The sequence below is a fragment of the Bradyrhizobium sp. McL0615 genome, assembly GCF_049993905.1.
Classification (GTDB): Bacteria; Pseudomonadota; Alphaproteobacteria; order Rhizobiales; family Xanthobacteraceae; genus Bradyrhizobium.
Genome location: NZ_CP188254.1, coordinates 2,731,618 through 2,746,130, shown reverse-complemented (window position 1 = coordinate 2,746,130; position 14,513 = coordinate 2,731,618). Strand labels below are relative to the sequence as shown.

Genomic DNA, 14,513 nt, shown 5'->3' with positions numbered 1-14,513 from the left:
CGCTACGCGCCTTTGCCCCCCTCCACTCAATTATCATTCGGCGCTCGCGCGAATGCGCTCTCGATCACGTCGCCGATCGGCTGCCAGGCGCTGCCGTCGAACTGCACCAGCCGCATCTGCTTGATCGGGTGGAAGTCGGCCGGGCCGGTGTTCATCGCAATTCCCGGAAGCGCGATTCCGCTCTGGTAATTCCGCAGCGACGCCGCCTGGCGCATGATGTTCTCGCGCGAGAGGTCGTCGCCGCACTGGGTCAGGACCTGAACCAGCGTTGCCGCCGCCGCGTAGCCGAAGATGGCGTTGCTGTCTTCCTTGTCACCATCAGGGTAATATTTGTCCATGAACGCCAGCCAATCCTTGACGGCGGGGTCTTCCTTCCAGGTGGTATCGCTGGCATCCTTCAAAAACGAGGTGGAGATCACGCCGACGGAATTCTGAAGTCCCGCCGGTCGCAGCGCGTTCGCGATCGAAGCCGCCGCGTTGACCAGTACCAATTGTGGATGCCAGTCCAATTCGGCCGCCCTCCGGATGGCGCGGGCCGAGATCGGCGGCGCGCAATTGAGCACGAGCACTTCGGCGCCGGAGTTCTTGAGGATCTCGACCTGGGTATCGATGGACGTGTCCGCCTCGATGGCGATGTCGGCTACGATCATGTTGGCGGTGATGCCAAGCCCCTCCTGCAATCCCCGGAACAGATCGCGGCCGAACTGGTCGTTCTGCCAGAGCACGGCGATCTTCCGGCTCGGATAGGCGGACTGGATGTAGTTGGCGTAGATCCGTCCCTCGGCCCGGAACGTTGGCTGCCAGCCCATCGTCCAGGGAAACCGCTTCGGATGCGCCCACTCCTCGTCGCCGGAGGCGACAAAGAGCTGGGGGATATTTCTCTCATTGAGATAGGTTCGCGTCGCCAGATTGCTCGGCGTGCCGAACGATCCGAACATCAGGTTCACCTGTTCCTGCTCGACCAGTTCACTTGTCTGCTCGGCCGCCGTTCTCGGATTTGAGCTGTCGTCGCGGGAGATGAATTTTATCTTGCGCCCATTGATGCCGCCGCGCTCATTGATCATGTCGAAATAGGCGGCCTCTGCCCTTCCGATCGACGCGAACGCGGCCAGCGGGCCGGTATAGGGCATGATGTTGCCGATGCGGATTTCAATGTCCGTCGTGCCGCCGGCCAGGGCTTGCTGCGCGACGGATGCAACAGACATGGCGGCGAAGAAGGCTGCTGACAGCCGTTTTATTCTTGTTTTCATCAACGCGGCCTCGAACGCAAGCTCACGCGAGCTTGTGACGCCTACCCAGCGACCGCGATGATAGCGCCGAAAAACGGCTGTTGAAATCAAATGTTGGCATCCGGATCAGCGCAGCGAAATATCGAGCCATCCCAATGCATTGACCGTGACGCGGTCGCCGGTATCGACCAACACAGTCGTGGTCTCGGCCTCGATGATGGCGGGACCGGCCAGGGTGTGGCCCGGCTGTAATTCGTCGAGCGCATAGACTGGAACTTCGCGCCAGCCGCCGAAGAAGGCCTGCCGCCGGCTGCGCGGCGAGCAGGCGCTGGATGCGGCGGCCTCCCGCGCGCCCTCGTCGTGCCGCGCGACTTCGCCTACGGCGGCGACGCGAGCGTTGACGAACACGACTTCCTGGCCGCGCGAGGCGTAGGTGTACAATTCTTCGTGCCTGACGTGAAAGCGGTCCTCGATCCGGTCGACGAGATCGGCGGCGTTCCAGCCGAGACCGTCGAGCGAGACGTCGATCTCAAAGATCTGTTCGCCATAGCGCATCTCGGCGGAGCGCTCGATTGCAATCTTTCCGTTGAACCATGAGCGCAGACGGCCGGCGGCCTGCTGCTCGAGACCGGCAAAAAGTTCGCGCACTTCATCGGCGGTGATGCGGGCGGCCGCGCCATAATGCGTGCGGCTGACTTCATAGCGGAGATCGCTGGTCAGCATGCCCCAGGCCGACAACACCGAGGCGACCGTCGGCACGATGATGCGCTTGATCTCGAGTTCGCGCGCCACTGCCGCCGCATGCAGCCCGGCCGCGCCGCCAAAACTCAGCAGCGCGAACTTTCGAGGATCGACGCCACGGCGCAGCGTCATCAGGCGGATGCCGTCGGCCATGTTCAGATTGATCATGCGGTAGATACCGGCGGCGGCTTCCACGCGCGAAAGATCCATTGCTTCGGCGATGCGGTCGACGGCGGCTTCCGAGGCGGCACGATCCAGCGGACGCTTGCCGCCCATGAAGGCGGCGGCATCGAGATAGCCGAGCACGACATTGGCGTCGGTGACGGTGGCGGCCTGTCCGCCATTGCCGTAGCAGGCCGGACCCGGCACCGAGCCCGCGCTCTCCGGCCCCACCCGAAGCGTGCGGCTGGCGTCGACGCTGGCGATCGAACCGCCGCCGGCCGCGATGCTCGCGATGTCGAGGCTGCGCAGCGCGATGCGCTGGCCGGCGAGCATGCCGTCGGCGGACAGGGATGCATGGCCGCCTGCGATCAGCGAAATGTCGGTAGAGGTGCCGCCCATGTCGAACGGCACGAGATCGGGGATGCCGACCAGATCGGCGCAGCGCCGGCCGCCGGACATGCCGCCGGCCGGTCCCGACAGTACCGTGCCCGCGGCAAGCCGCGAGGCCTCTTCGACAGGCGCCATGCCGCCATGCGATAGCACGACGAAGAGACTGCCCTTGAAGCCGGCCTCGGTGAGCCGCGTTTCGAGGTTGGTCAGATAACGCCGCACGATCGGCTCGACATAGGCGTTCACGATCGTGGTCGAAACGCGCTCATATTCCTTGATCTGCGGCAGCACGTCGCTGGAACGCGAGATGCTGATGCCGGGCAATGCCTGCTTCAGTTTTTCGACCGCGGCGAGTTCGTGAACGGGATTGAGATAGGAATGCAGAAAGCACACCGCGACCGACGTCGCGCCTGATTGCCTGATGCCGGCAACGGCGTCGTCGAGCGAATTCGCATCGAGCGCAATCAGCACCTCGCCATTGGCCCTGAGCCGCTCTTTCACGCCAAAACGCCGTTCGCGCGGCACCAGCGGCTCCGGCGGCGGCGAACGCAGGTCATAGCGGTCGGGCTTGAGGCCCTCGCGCATTTCGATGACATCGCGATGGCCTTCGGTGGTGATGAGCGCGACTTTTGCACCTTTGCGCTCCAGCAGCGCATTGGTGGCAACCGTGGTGCCGTGAACAAGCCGGTCGGTCCCGGCTAGCATTTCTGCGCGCGACACGTTGAGCCGCCGCGCCAGTTCGTCGAGCCCCGCCATCACGCCGAGCGATTGATCCGCCGGTGTGGAGGGCGATTTCGCAAATACGGTTCGCCCGCTCTCGTCCGTGGCCACGAGATCGGTGTAGGTCCCGCCGACGTCAACGCCAATCCTGAACATCATGAGGACGCCTGCTCCGCTGCGACGTCCGTCAGGCCCTGCTCGCGGTCGCGTTGACGGGCCTCTTCCGTTCGCTTGTCAGGTGGTCCCCACCCGCCGCCGCCGGAGGAGCGTATTTCGAGGCAATCTCCGGGACGCAATTCGATGCCGACTTCCTTGGTGCGTAGCACGCGCGGCTCGCGGCCTTCGGACAGCAGGCGATAGTGATGCGGCTTGCCATCCTCGCCGCCGAGCATGCCGCAGGGACCGTGGCGCGCGCCGTCGCCCGCGGTGTTGCCTTTCGCGATCTTCTCGGTCTCCAGTACCAGATCGAGCGACACGCCGAGGCCGCCGCGGTGCTGGCCGTCGCCGCCCGAGCCGGGGCGGAATTCATGCGTGCGGAAATGCAGGGGAAAGCGCACCTCGGCGACTTCAAGACTGCCGAACTTGAGCCCGCCAACCGAATGCCACTCGCCGATCGACGACCAGCCGTCGCCGCCCGACGACGCGCCGCCGCCGGGCCGCGCCTGGAACAAATGCCAGATGAAATTCCTTCCGGTGCGCGGGTCCTCGCCCTGGATTGCGATCCGGAACCGGCGGCTCCAGCCAGCCATCGCGCGCTCCGGGCATGACGCCGACAGCGCCTTCACGATGGCTTCGACGATTTCATTCGAGGGATGGCTGGTGCAGAGCGTCACCGGCCGGCCTGGATCGGCCCACACAATGGTGCCCTGCTTTGCGATCACCTTGAGCGGACGCAGCGCGCCGGTGTTTTTCGGAATCTCGGCGTCGATCAGATAGGCAAAGGCCATCGCCACCGCCGCCTGCATGTTGGCGTGCGAGGAATTCACAAAGCTGGTCGACTGCGGATCAGAGCCGGAGAGATCGACCTCGACGTCGCTGCCCTTCTTGGTCACCTTGGCGGCTATACGGATGTCAGCGCGGCCGTGGCCGTCATCATCGAGAAACGCCTCGCCGTGGAAGACGCCGTCCCTCCAGGTCGAGACCACGGCGCGGGTCTGCTGCTCCGTTGCGTCGAGAACCGCCCCGATCGCGGCTTCGACGACGGGCGCGCCAAATTCGCTGAACAGTTTTGATACGCGACGCTCGCCGAGATGCGCCGCACCGAGCATGGCGGCGAGGTCGCCGCGGAATTCCCGTGGGTTGCGGACGTTCAGCGCCAGCAGGTCGAGCAAGTCGTCGCGCAGCCGCCCTTCCTCGTAGAGCTTGATCGGCGGGATGCGCAGTCCTTCCTGCCAGATCTCGGTCGCCGCGGGATTATATGCGCCATGGGTGCCACCGCCAATGTCGCTCTGATGCGCGCGCACGATGGTCCAGAGCAGCCGCTTTTCACCGGCGAATACCGGCACGAATACCGTCACATCGGGTAGATGGCTGCCGCCGTAATAGGGATCGTTGAGCAGGATGACGTCGCCGGCCTTGATATCCTTGAACCGCTCCTCGACCGCGATCGTCGCCCAAGGCAATGCGCCGACATGAACCGGCAAATGATCGGCCTGCGCGATCAAACGTGCATCGGTGTCGCAGATCGCCAGCGAAAAATCGCGGCTGGAATTGAGGATCTGCGAGTAGGAGGTGCGAAGCATGGCTTCGCCCATCTCCTTTACGATCGAACTGAGGCGGTGCTGGACGACGGAGCGCGTGATGGGATCGATCTTGGCGGACATCTATTGTCATTGCTTTCGTAGGATGGGTAGAGCGAAGCGAAACCCATCATGATTTCGCCGTGGTATCGATGGGTTTCGCTTCGCTCTACCCATCCTACGCAGCTTCAACGCGCACCGGCAACTTCCTCGAGCGCGCCGGACGCCGCATCGATGATCGCCTGGATATCCGCATCCGTCATCGGGGTCGACAATGCCATCAAGCCGTTCCCCGCCGCCACCACGCCACGATTGAGAAATGCACGATTAAACACCGCCTGACGCTGCGTTTCCTCCTCGTTCAAGTAAGCCGAGCGATAATCGTGGACCGGCCGATCGGCGAAGTGAATCTTGAGCAGCGAGCCCATCCCCACAGTGCCACCGGGCACACCATGACGCCTAAACGCGGCGTCGATGCCGGAGCGAACCGCCTGTCCCATGGCGTCGAGGCGCGCAAAGGTCGCATCGCGAGCATTTGCATCGCGGCGATGCCTGCCCGCATCGTCACCGGATTGGCGGAGAAAGTGCCACCATGTGGCAGCGCCGGCTTGCCCGAACGCGGATCGAACACCGCCATGACGTCTTTGTGGCCGCCGATGGCGCCGACCGGAAAGCCGCCACCGATGATTTTTCCGAGCGTGGTCAAATCCGGATCGATGTTCCAGATGCCCTGCGCACCGCGATAGCCGAGCCGGAACGTGATGACTTCGTCGAAGATCAGCAGCGCACCGACCTCACGCGTGACCTTGCGCAGCGCCTCCAGATAGGCCCGGTCCGCCGGCGCGAGGCCGGCACGGTTGGGCATGGGATCGACCAGCACGCAGGCGAGTTCAGGTCCGTGGTCGCGGATCAGGCTGACGGCGGCCTCGGTGTCGTTGAAGGGAATGGTGACGACGTCGGCCAGCACGTTCTCAGGCGTGCCCCTGGCATAGGCGACCGATACCGGGGCGTTGCGGCCCCAGGCTTCCGGGGTCGGATCGAGGCTCACTTCGGCATAGTCGTAGGAGCCATGATAGGCGCCCTCGCATTTGGCGATTTTGGGACGGCCGGTATGCGCGCGCGCTGCCTTGAGCGCCATCATCACAGCCTCGGTGCCGGAATTGGCGAACCTGACTTGCTCGACCGACGGCAGGCGCGACACCAAGAGTTCAGCGAGATCGACCTCGGATTCCGTCGGCAGGCCGAACGCCGATCCCAGCGCGAGTTGCGCGGTCGCCGCCTTGATCAGCGCGGGATGGGCGTGGCCGTGAATCTGCGACGTAAAATTGTTGATGCAATCGATGTAGACGTTGCCGTCGAGATCCCAGACCCGGCAGCCCTCGCCGCGCGCGGCATAGATCGGATAGGGCTTCATGAACACGGTGGTGCGGCTGTTGCCGCCGGGCAGGCTCGCCAGCGCGCGGTCATACATTTTTTGCGACGAGGAATTTGAATCCGGGTACATGCGGCTTCCGAGAATACTGGGGCAAGCCCTTATAGCTGCTGAATTTCTGCCCGCAAACCGAAGCTTTGTCACGGCTGCCCTGCTGCAGCGCGGGAGCGACACGGGCCTGGGCCTCACGCTTACGTGTATCGAATAGCGTGCAGAAATCGTCACCTACGACGGAATAGAACGCGCCGCCGCGCGTCACCTCCCCATGCACGCTGTTTGCAAAGCATTCGAACTCGAACCCGGAAGGTACTGCGACGATGCTGCGATTTCTCAAACCCGGTCTCGGCGCTGCGGTGTTCGGCGTGCGCCTCCTTGTCGCTTTCGCCGCTCCGCCTCTGGCGTACGCGCACGAAGCCCATTCGCCGGCGCAACCTGCTGCAACGGCAGAGGAAAGCGCCTTCCTCGCCGAAAACGAGACCGCGATGACCAGGATGATGAGCGCCATGGAGGCGAAGCCTGCCGGCGACATCGATCGCGACTTCGTCGCCATGATGGCGCCGCATCATCAGGGCGCGATCGACATGGCCGTGCTCGAACTGCGATACGGCAAGAACGAACAGCTTCGGCGCATCGCGCAGGAAATCATCGTCAGCCAGATGCAGGAAATCGCGGCGATGAAGCTCGCGATCGGCGAGCAGGTCCCACCGTCGCTGCCCGCGCCAACGCAAACCAGCGAGGCGCCGGCGGCACCTCATCACATGAACATGTCAGCAGGCATGAAGAAATAGGAGCGGCAGATGAACCATTCGGCTTTGAGAAGCGGCCTGCTGGCCTGCACGATCGTTGCGACATCGACGGCAGCCTTGATGTTGCCTGTGGCGGCCTTACTCCTGCCTGCGGCGGCCTTGGCCGGCCAGGCCCCCGGTGCCGCCTCCTCCCCCGATATTCCGATCAGCCATCACGACCGCGTCTACGCGGCCGAACAGTTTTCGAACACGGTGTCGGTCATCGATCCCGTCGACAACAAGCTGCTCGGCGTGATCCGTCTTGGCGATCCGCAACCCGGCAATTTCAGCCCGCTCTACAAGGGACAGGTGCTGGTCCACGGCATGGGCTATTCGCCCGACCACAAGACCCTCGCCGTCGTCTCGATCGGATCGAATTCGGTGACCTTCATCGACACCGCGACGAACGCGGTCAAGCACGTCACCTATGTCGGCCGTTCGCCGCACGAGGCGTTCTTCACGCCCGATGGCAGGGAAGTCTGGGTCACCGTGCGCGGCGAGAATTATATCAGCGTGATCGACGCGGCGAGTTTTGCCGAGAGGACCCGTATCGAGGTGCCGGCCGGGCCCGGCATGCAGATCTTCTCGCCCGACGGCAAATACGGCTACATCTGCTCGTCCTTCAATCCGGAGACGGTCGTGGTGTCAGTCGCGGACCACGCCATCGTGGCGCGCGTGAAACAGGAAAGCCCGTTCTGCCCAAACATCGCCGCCACGCCTGACGGCGAACAGGTGTGGTTTACGCTCAAGGACATCGGCAAAACGCAGGTGTTCAACGCCAGGCCGCCGTTCAACCCGATCAAGACGATCGATACCGGCCCGATCACCAACCACGTCAACTTCGCGCGCACGCCGAAGGGAACGTTCGCTTATGTCACGATCGGCGGTACCAACGAGGTCAAGGTGTTTCGCACCGACGATTTCTCGCAAGTCGCGACCATTCCGGTCGGTAATCTGCCGCACGGTGTCTGGCCGTCGGGTGACGGCGCGCGCATCTATGTCGGCCTCGAAAACGCCGACGCCCTTGCCGCGATCGATACCGCTACCAACAAGATGGTCGCGAATATTCCGATCGGACAGGCGCCGCAGGCCATAGCCTATGTACCGGGCGCGGTGCCCAATCCGGACGACCGGCAGAATTTGCAAAACCTCGGCGTCGCCGGTCAGGTCGCGCACCTCACCCTCGGCGCGAAGGCTGAAGCGAAGAGCGAAAAGCCGCCGACCAGCATCTCGCTGTTCGATCAGGGCTTGATCCAGGTTTTACAGGCGTCGGTGACCGGCCTGCAGCCGAAACAGCGCTACGTGCTGGCGCTGGCTGACAAGAGCGACGGAACCGGATCGGTACAACCGCTTGCCGCCTTCATGACCAACCCCGCGGGTTCGGCCATCGTCAATGCGGTCGGGCCGATCCGGCAGATCATCCAGCATTCCACCCCGGCCGAGCGGCGATATCTGGTCATCGCTCCCGGCGAGCCCGCAAAGTTTGGAAATGCCGTGCAGGTCCAGGTGCCATGAGCGACATGCTGCGCCTGGTCGAGCCGGTGATACCGGCGCTGCGCCGCTATGCGCGGGCGCTGGTCCGCAACCGTGCCGCCGCCGACGATCTGGTGCAGGATTGCCTGGAGCGGGCCGTCAGTCATTGGAACCAGCGGCGCGAAGGCGATCCGCGTCCGTGGCTGTTCACCATCCTGCACAACCTTGCGGTCAACCATTTCCGTCGCTCGTCCCGCCAAGGCAAGCACATCACCATCGACGAAGCCAATGAAGATGATTTCGGGCAGGACGCCGTGCAGGAGCAGAAGCTGATGTACCAGGACGTCCTCGACAAGCTTGCGCGGCTGCCGGAAGACCAGCGCGCCGTGCTGCTGCTGGTCGCGGTGGAAGACCTGTCATATGCCGACGCAGCGAAGGTACTCGACATTCCCATCGGCACCGTGATGTCGCGCCTGTCGCGGGCGCGGGAAAAATTGCAGCAGGAAATCGAAGGGACTGCGGACGGTTCGCCGAAAAACGTGGTGCAGTTGCGGAGCATGAAATGAGCAATCGGCCCATCACGGAAGATGATCTCCACGCCTATGTGGATGGTGTTCTGGAACCCGAGCGAGAGGCGGAAGTCGCCATCTATCTGGAAGGCCACCCCGACATGGCCCGGCGCGTCGCCGCCTTTTCGGACCAACGCGATCTCCTGCGCAAGGCGCTGGCGCCCATCGCGGACGAGCCCGTGCCGTCGCAGCTCAATCTGTCAGGGATGATCGGGAGCCGGCGACGGCGTTCCTCCCCGGTCTGGTGGGCGATTGCCGCCATGCTGATGTTGAGCATTGGCGGTCTCGGTGGCTGGATGATACGCGGCAGCCTACAAGGCTCGAACGGCGGACTTGCCGCGCTCGCGCAGGAAGCTGCTTACTCCTACAGCGTCTATGCGCCGGATCGCGTCCGGCCGGTCGAGATGCGGGCATCGGACAGCGCGCAACTGGTGCAATGGGTATCGAACCGCCTGAAGCAGCCGGTGAGTCTGCCGGACCTGACGGGTTCGGGCTATCGCTTGATGGGCGGACGCCTGATCGCGACGTCGCACGGCCCCGCCGCGATGTTCATGTATGACGACGATCGCGGCGACAGGCTGGTGGTGCTGACGCGCCCGATGGTATCGGAGCAGAGCGCGCCGATGGCGCCGCATTCGGGAGGCGATGTCTCCGGCTTTGCCTGGGCCGATGGCGGGATGGGCTACAGCCTGGTGGGACAAGCCGCAGCAGATACCCTCAAGCCGATCGCCAACGAGGTCCGCAGACAGGCGCGCAGCATCTAGAGCATGCTTCAACTGAGTTGAATCATGCTCGTCGAGAATCTTTGTTTGAGCATGATCTTTTCGGAAAACCGGTGCCCACTTTTCCGGATCATGCTCTAGGATTTCGACGGCTGGGTGAAGGCAACGAAGATGGCCGTTCCGACGATCAAGGTCGCGGCCATGAACAGCAGGACCGCCGGCAATCCGTACAGCGTCGCGACCACGCCGGTCGCCGATTGCATCAGCGCGGCGCCAAGGAAGAACGCGAGGTTGATGGCAGACAACGCCTTGCCGGCATTCTGCGCGTCCACCAATTGCCGCGTCATGCCGTAGAGCAAGGGCTGCGTCGATATGCCAATGCCGATCAGGACGAACAGCGCGCCATCGATCCGGGCCGGCACAGCCTTCACGCCGAGCAGTTCGGACAGCGGATAATGCGGCGCGCCGGCCGCCATCAGCGCCAGCAGCAGCGCGGCGAACGAATGCGTGGCGGCCAGCACCTCACGACGATGGCCGATGCTGCGATCGAGCATTCCCATCAGCACGGGCCCTGCGATCAAGGCGAGCGTGAACAGGCCGAGCATGTTGCCCGCCTCGATGCGACTGAGCGCCTTGATCTCCATTAGCCAGGGGCCGCCCCATAGTCCCCGCAGCACCAGCGAGGCCGCGAGCGACACCAGCGACAGCGCGATCAACCCGCGCAGCGGTCGCGACAGGCCGATCCGCAGCACCTCGGCCATTTGCGACAGCGGCGAAGACCGGTCGGCCTGCGCCGCCGGCTGGTTCGGGACCAGCAGGAACACGGCGAACGCCACCACCGCGCCGAAGCCGGCGGAGATCCAGAATCCCGCGCGCCATCCCCAGAGCTCGACCACAAAAGCCAGCGGGCTCGCCGACAGCAGCATGCCGATATTGCCGATCGACAGGATGATCCCGGACCACAGGCCAAAGCGCGCCGCCGACATCTGCTTGGCGGCCAGCGTCATCGGGCACATCAGCATGCCCGAGGTGGCTACGCCGAGCAGGAACTGCCCGAACAGGAAACTCTCGGGCCCCGTCGCCAGTCCGGAGGCCAGCGCTCCGATAATGGTTCCACACAGCAGGCTCAATGAAACCGGCCGCACGCCAAAACGATCCATCGCGGCGCCCACTGGAATCTGCGAGGCAGCGAAGGCGAAATGATAGATCGAGGTCAGGCTAGCCAGCGCCTGCGGCGGCGTGCGGAAATCAGCGGCCATCACATCGAGGCTGATGGCCGGAATGGTCCGCAGCAGCGTCGACAGCATGTGGCCGCAGGCAAGTGCCAGAAGCGCAAAAATCAGTGCGCGGATGTTGATCCCCGCGTCATCGGCCTTGCCGTCCATGAACCGTCTCGCCCCAAAACTGTCTGGGGCGAGGTATCACCATTACGGCGGGAACGCGAATCCAGCGGGTCGCGGCGATCAGTTCCGGTGGAACACCAGCGTCCGCAACTCGATGCTCTCACGCGGCGCCGCGTCAGCGGGCGTGGTCGGATCGACAAAGGCCGTATGCGGCCCGAATCGTGTGCGGCCGTCGGTTGCCGAATCGTAGCACTTTAGCAGCAGCGCCTCGTCGGTCCGCATTTCCGGGATGTAGTACCAGCGATGGTTCGGGTTGTATTTGACGGAATAGGTTTCGCCGCTGCGGTTCGGATAGATCAGGTCGGAGGCAATGAGATCGCCCGCCTCCACGGTCTGGCCGTCGGCCATCGCAAGCGGCGCATCACGCAGCGGACCGCGGATCGGGCGCCAGACATTGATGACCTGCACACGCCCCTTCAGGAGTTCGTCGGCTTCATCGGGAAGATGTTCGCGCACGCGATTGGCCCCTGATATGTCGGTCTGGTCGACATGCACGCGCGTGGCGGGCTGGCGCGGGCCGGCACCCCTGATGTCGGTGGCGCCCTCGACGCGCTTGCGCACGGTGTGGTCGAAGGTGAAGACGCGGTCGGCCTTCAGCGTCGCCTTCAGAAAGGCTTCCACGGCGGGGTAGTAGACGCCTCTCACTTCCTTATCGTCGTAGAAATCCTTGACGACGGTGGGATGGCTGACCAGCGCAAAACCCTCACGGTCCAAAGAAAGGTTGCCGGCAATCAGGCGCGCATCGAAGATCGGAACATTGTGCGGCTCGGGCAGCGCGGTGGATTTGGGTTCGCCCGGCGGCGGATCGAAGGCGTAGGTGCGGGGTTTTCCGGGTGTCGGCGCGAGATAATTCAGCTCGGCGGTAACGAAGGGGAGCGATTCGAGTTTTGCTTGCTGCAGGCCCATGGTGCTGGACTCCATTGTTTGTTCTGTTTCATTTTGGACCCGCCGCCGAGCCTCACAAGACGCTTTCAAAAATAGCAACGTTGCCATTCCCGGCGGTCGCAAATGGGAAAAATCCTTGTCTGAAACGCCGGCCGAACTGGAAGGTATTTCCGGCCTTCACGCGTTCGTCATCGCGCGCGAGCAGCGCGTTACAGCCCTGCCCCCTTGCCGATGGCATCGGAAAACGACCGGTCGACGATATCGGCCGCGTTGAGGTTCTGCTTGATCAGACCCGAGCGGAAATAGAGATCGATGGTCGTCTGCTCATCCGCGACGACAGCATCATCGATCGGCGTGATCCTGATCTTCGCCCGGGTCAGCCAGTTGAGCGGCACCGATGTGGGGATGTTCATCAACTTGCCCCAGGTCTCGGCGTAGCTGCTGACGTTGCCCGCGGACCATGCCCGCGCCGCCGCCAGACGGCGCACGAAGTCCTCAAGCTCGGGACGCTTGTCCCTGATCGCGGTCGGCGTTGCGACCTGAAAGCCCAGGCCGGGCGTGAGGCCCTCCCCCGTGATGACCCGCCGGGACTTGAACAGCACTTCTTCCTGGCTGACATAGGGCTCCCAGGTCGACCATGCATCGACCGCGCCTTGCGTGTAGGCAACCTTGGCATCCGACGGCGCGAGGAACGCGATCTTGATATCATCGGGCTTCCACCCCCTCGCCTCCAGCGCAGCAAGGATCAACTGGTGGCCGATCGAACCGCGGCCGGTGGCGATCTTCTTGCCGCGCAGATCGTCGAAACTCTTGATCGGCGACTGCTCCGGCACCAGCACTGCGAGTCCATCCCGCGACTGGCGCACCGCAGCGATCGCCTTGACCGGCACATTGGCGGCGGCCGCGAAGGTGAACGGCGCGTCGCCGACCAGACCGGTTTCGATCGCGCCGGCGCCGAGCGCCTCGAGAAGCGGCGCTGCTGCCGGAAACTCCTTCCACTCGATCCTGTAAGGAACATCCTTCAACACGCCGGCCGCTTCCATCACGGCCTGCGAGTTGCCCTTCTGGTCGCCTACCCGAAGCGTGGTTTGCGCAGCTGCGTGAACGGCGAAGCCGAGCAACAGCCCGGCGGCAAGCGCGAGACGGATCATTGCGCGGCCACCCCGTGCGCGGACTGGCGTTCGGCAATGAGCTTGCGCGTCAACGGAATCAGCTCGCGGCCGTATTCGATGGCGTCGATCAAAGGATCGAAGCCGCGAATGAGGAAATGGCTGATGCCGAGATCGTAATAGTCGCCGAACACTTCGGCGACCTGCTCGGGCGTGCCGACCAGCGCCGTGGTGTTGCTGTTGGCGCCGGTCAGTTTGGCGATCTCGGTCCACAGCCGCTTGTCGATCCGGGTGCCCTGCTCCGCCAGCGACAGCAGACGCCGGGCGCCTGCGGTCGCATGACCATCGGCAGGCTTGCGATATCCGGTCTTGTCTTGCAGTGCGGTGGCGCGGGCGAGAATTTCATCGGCTTTTGCCCACGCCTTTTCCTCCGTGTCGGCGAGGATCGGCCGCACCGACAGGCTGAAGCGCGGGGTCGGGCGGCCGTGTCGCGCGGCGGCGGCACGCACGCGCGCGGTGACGTCGCGGACCTGCGCATAGGATTCGCCCCATAGCGCAAACGTATCGGCATGCTTGCCGGCGACTTCGATGGCCGCATCCGAGCCGCCGCCGACGAAGGTGTAGATGCCGCCGGGGTGATGGGGTTTTACCTGCGAAAAGCCCTTCTCGACCCTGTAATATTTGCCGCTGTAATTGAACGGCTTCTCGCTGGTCCATTCGGCGCGAAGGATGTCGAGGAATTCACTGGTTCGCGCGTAGCGCTCGTCCTTGTCGTCCAGCGTATTTCCGTCCTGGCGCAATTCGGTCGCATTGCCACCGGTGATGACGTGAAGCGATACGCGGCCGCCCGAAAGCTGATCGAGGGTGGCAAGCTGGCGCGCCAGCAGCGTCGGTGCGGTAAAACCCGGCCGCTGCGCAATCATGACCTTGAGTTTCCGGGTGATGCCCAGCACATGCTGGCCGATCTGAAGCGCATCCGGTGTCGTCGAGTGGAACGCGAGCAGCGCGCGGTCGAAGCCGGCAAGCTCATGCGCCTTTGCCACCGTCTCGATGTAGGTTGGATCGAGAACGGGACCGGATCGCACGATGGTTTCGGAGGAGTTGTTGTTCGAAATGTATCCGATGAACTCGACGGACATGATGAGGCTCCAGTT

Annotated in this window: 13 protein-coding genes; 4 read left to right on the top strand and 9 right to left on the bottom strand. The window is 63.8% G+C overall.

What is annotated here, in order from left to right; genetic code table 11:
* Positions 1–26: 26 nt before the first annotated feature.
* The 5 genes from ACPPVP_RS13145 to ACPPVP_RS13125 form a co-directional block, all read right to left on the bottom strand.
* Positions 27–1,250, bottom strand: a complete 1,224-nt coding sequence (locus ACPPVP_RS13145) for an ABC transporter substrate-binding protein (protein ID WP_426534798.1) — start codon at positions 1,248–1,250, stop codon at positions 27–29.
* Between the two features lie 105 nt (positions 1,251–1,355).
* Positions 1,356–3,401: a hydantoinase/oxoprolinase family protein gene (locus tag ACPPVP_RS13140; RefSeq protein ID WP_426534796.1), complete on the bottom strand. Its 2,046-nt coding sequence runs from the start codon at positions 3,399–3,401 to the stop codon at positions 1,356–1,358.
* A complete protein-coding gene (locus tag ACPPVP_RS13135) occupies positions 3,398–5,065 on the bottom strand; it encodes a hydantoinase B/oxoprolinase family protein (RefSeq protein WP_426534794.1) in 1,668 nt (555 codons plus the stop codon). The genes ACPPVP_RS13140 and ACPPVP_RS13135 overlap by 4 nt, the downstream gene beginning before the upstream one ends.
* Before the next feature lie 104 nt (positions 5,066–5,169).
* Positions 5,170–5,346 (bottom strand): hypothetical protein, encoded by a 177-nt coding sequence (locus ACPPVP_RS13130; protein ID WP_426534792.1) that lies wholly within the window; start codon positions 5,344–5,346, stop codon positions 5,170–5,172.
* Positions 5,343–6,485, bottom strand: coding sequence for an aspartate aminotransferase family protein (locus tag ACPPVP_RS13125; protein ID WP_426534790.1), 1,143 nt, complete (start codon positions 6,483–6,485; stop codon positions 5,343–5,345). The genes ACPPVP_RS13130 and ACPPVP_RS13125 overlap by 4 nt, the downstream gene beginning before the upstream one ends.
* 245 nt (positions 6,486–6,730) lie before the next feature.
* Here ACPPVP_RS13125 and ACPPVP_RS13120 point away from each other — a divergent pair, with 245 nt between their 5' ends.
* From ACPPVP_RS13120 to ACPPVP_RS13105, 4 genes are all read left to right on the top strand, one after another.
* Positions 6,731–7,201 carry a DUF305 domain-containing protein gene (locus ACPPVP_RS13120; RefSeq protein ID WP_426534788.1) on the top strand — a complete coding sequence of 157 codons (471 nt, stop codon included), beginning with the start codon at positions 6,731–6,733 and terminating at the stop codon, positions 7,199–7,201.
* 78 nt (positions 7,202–7,279) lie between these two features.
* A complete protein-coding gene (locus tag ACPPVP_RS13115; protein ID WP_426537824.1) occupies positions 7,280–8,713 on the top strand; it encodes a YncE family protein in 1,434 nt (477 codons plus the stop codon).
* Entirely contained in the window at positions 8,710–9,237 is a 528-nt protein-coding gene (locus ACPPVP_RS13110) for an RNA polymerase sigma factor (protein ID WP_426534786.1), read from the top strand. The genes ACPPVP_RS13115 and ACPPVP_RS13110 overlap by 4 nt, the downstream gene beginning before the upstream one ends.
* On the top strand, positions 9,234–10,004 hold the full coding sequence (locus ACPPVP_RS13105) for an anti-sigma factor family protein (RefSeq protein ID WP_426534784.1): 771 nt from the start codon (positions 9,234–9,236) through the stop codon (positions 10,002–10,004). Before ACPPVP_RS13110 ends, ACPPVP_RS13105 begins: the two co-directional genes overlap by 4 nt.
* 95 nt (positions 10,005–10,099) lie before the next feature.
* On the opposite strand, the gene ACPPVP_RS13100 is transcribed toward ACPPVP_RS13105, so the two are convergent.
* The 4 genes from ACPPVP_RS13100 to ACPPVP_RS13085 form a co-directional block, all read right to left on the bottom strand.
* The gene (locus ACPPVP_RS13100; RefSeq protein WP_426534782.1) at positions 10,100–11,347 is read right to left on the bottom strand and encodes an MFS transporter; all 1,248 of its coding nucleotides are present in this window, start codon (positions 11,345–11,347) and stop codon (positions 10,100–10,102) included.
* A 78-nt stretch (positions 11,348–11,425) separates the two neighbouring features.
* Entirely contained in the window at positions 11,426–12,271 is an 846-nt protein-coding gene (locus ACPPVP_RS13095; RefSeq protein WP_426534780.1) for a CmcJ/NvfI family oxidoreductase, read from the bottom strand.
* A gap of 188 nt (positions 12,272–12,459) precedes the next feature.
* The gene (locus ACPPVP_RS13090) at positions 12,460–13,401 is read right to left on the bottom strand and encodes an ABC transporter substrate-binding protein (RefSeq protein WP_426534778.1); all 942 of its coding nucleotides are present in this window, start codon (positions 13,399–13,401) and stop codon (positions 12,460–12,462) included.
* Positions 13,398–14,498, bottom strand: coding sequence for an LLM class flavin-dependent oxidoreductase (locus ACPPVP_RS13085; protein ID WP_426534776.1), 1,101 nt, complete (start codon positions 14,496–14,498; stop codon positions 13,398–13,400). The genes ACPPVP_RS13090 and ACPPVP_RS13085 overlap by 4 nt, the downstream gene beginning before the upstream one ends.
* Positions 14,499–14,513 lie beyond the last annotated feature (15 nt).

Bases quoted from the DNA above. Each gene is read 5' to 3' on its own strand.
- ACPPVP_RS13110 (WP_426534786.1), top strand. From the start codon at position 8,710: ATGAGCGACATGCTGCGCCTGGTCGAGCCGGTGATACCGGCGCTGCGC.
- ACPPVP_RS13100 (WP_426534782.1), bottom strand. From the start codon at position 11,347: ATGGACGGCAAGGCCGATGACGCGGGGATCAACATCCGCGCACTGATT.
- ACPPVP_RS13090 (WP_426534778.1), bottom strand. From the start codon at position 13,401: ATGATCCGTCTCGCGCTTGCCGCCGGGCTGTTGCTCGGCTTCGCCGTT.
- ACPPVP_RS13135 (WP_426534794.1), bottom strand. From the start codon at position 5,065: ATGTCCGCCAAGATCGATCCCATCACGCGCTCCGTCGTCCAGCACCGC.
- ACPPVP_RS13120 (WP_426534788.1), top strand. From the start codon at position 6,731: ATGCTGCGATTTCTCAAACCCGGTCTCGGCGCTGCGGTGTTCGGCGTG.
- ACPPVP_RS13145 (WP_426534798.1), bottom strand. From the start codon at position 1,250: ATGAAAACAAGAATAAAACGGCTGTCAGCAGCCTTCTTCGCCGCCATG.
- ACPPVP_RS13125 (WP_426534790.1), bottom strand. From the start codon at position 6,485: ATGTACCCGGATTCAAATTCCTCGTCGCAAAAAATGTATGACCGCGCG.
- ACPPVP_RS13085 (WP_426534776.1), bottom strand. From the start codon at position 14,498: ATGTCCGTCGAGTTCATCGGATACATTTCGAACAACAACTCCTCCGAA.
- ACPPVP_RS13140 (WP_426534796.1), bottom strand. From the start codon at position 3,401: ATGATGTTCAGGATTGGCGTTGACGTCGGCGGGACCTACACCGATCTC.
- ACPPVP_RS13105 (WP_426534784.1), top strand. From the start codon at position 9,234: ATGAGCAATCGGCCCATCACGGAAGATGATCTCCACGCCTATGTGGAT.
- ACPPVP_RS13095 (WP_426534780.1), bottom strand. From the start codon at position 12,271: ATGGGCCTGCAGCAAGCAAAACTCGAATCGCTCCCCTTCGTTACCGCC.
- ACPPVP_RS13115 (WP_426537824.1), top strand. From the start codon at position 7,280: ATGTTGCCTGTGGCGGCCTTACTCCTGCCTGCGGCGGCCTTGGCCGGC.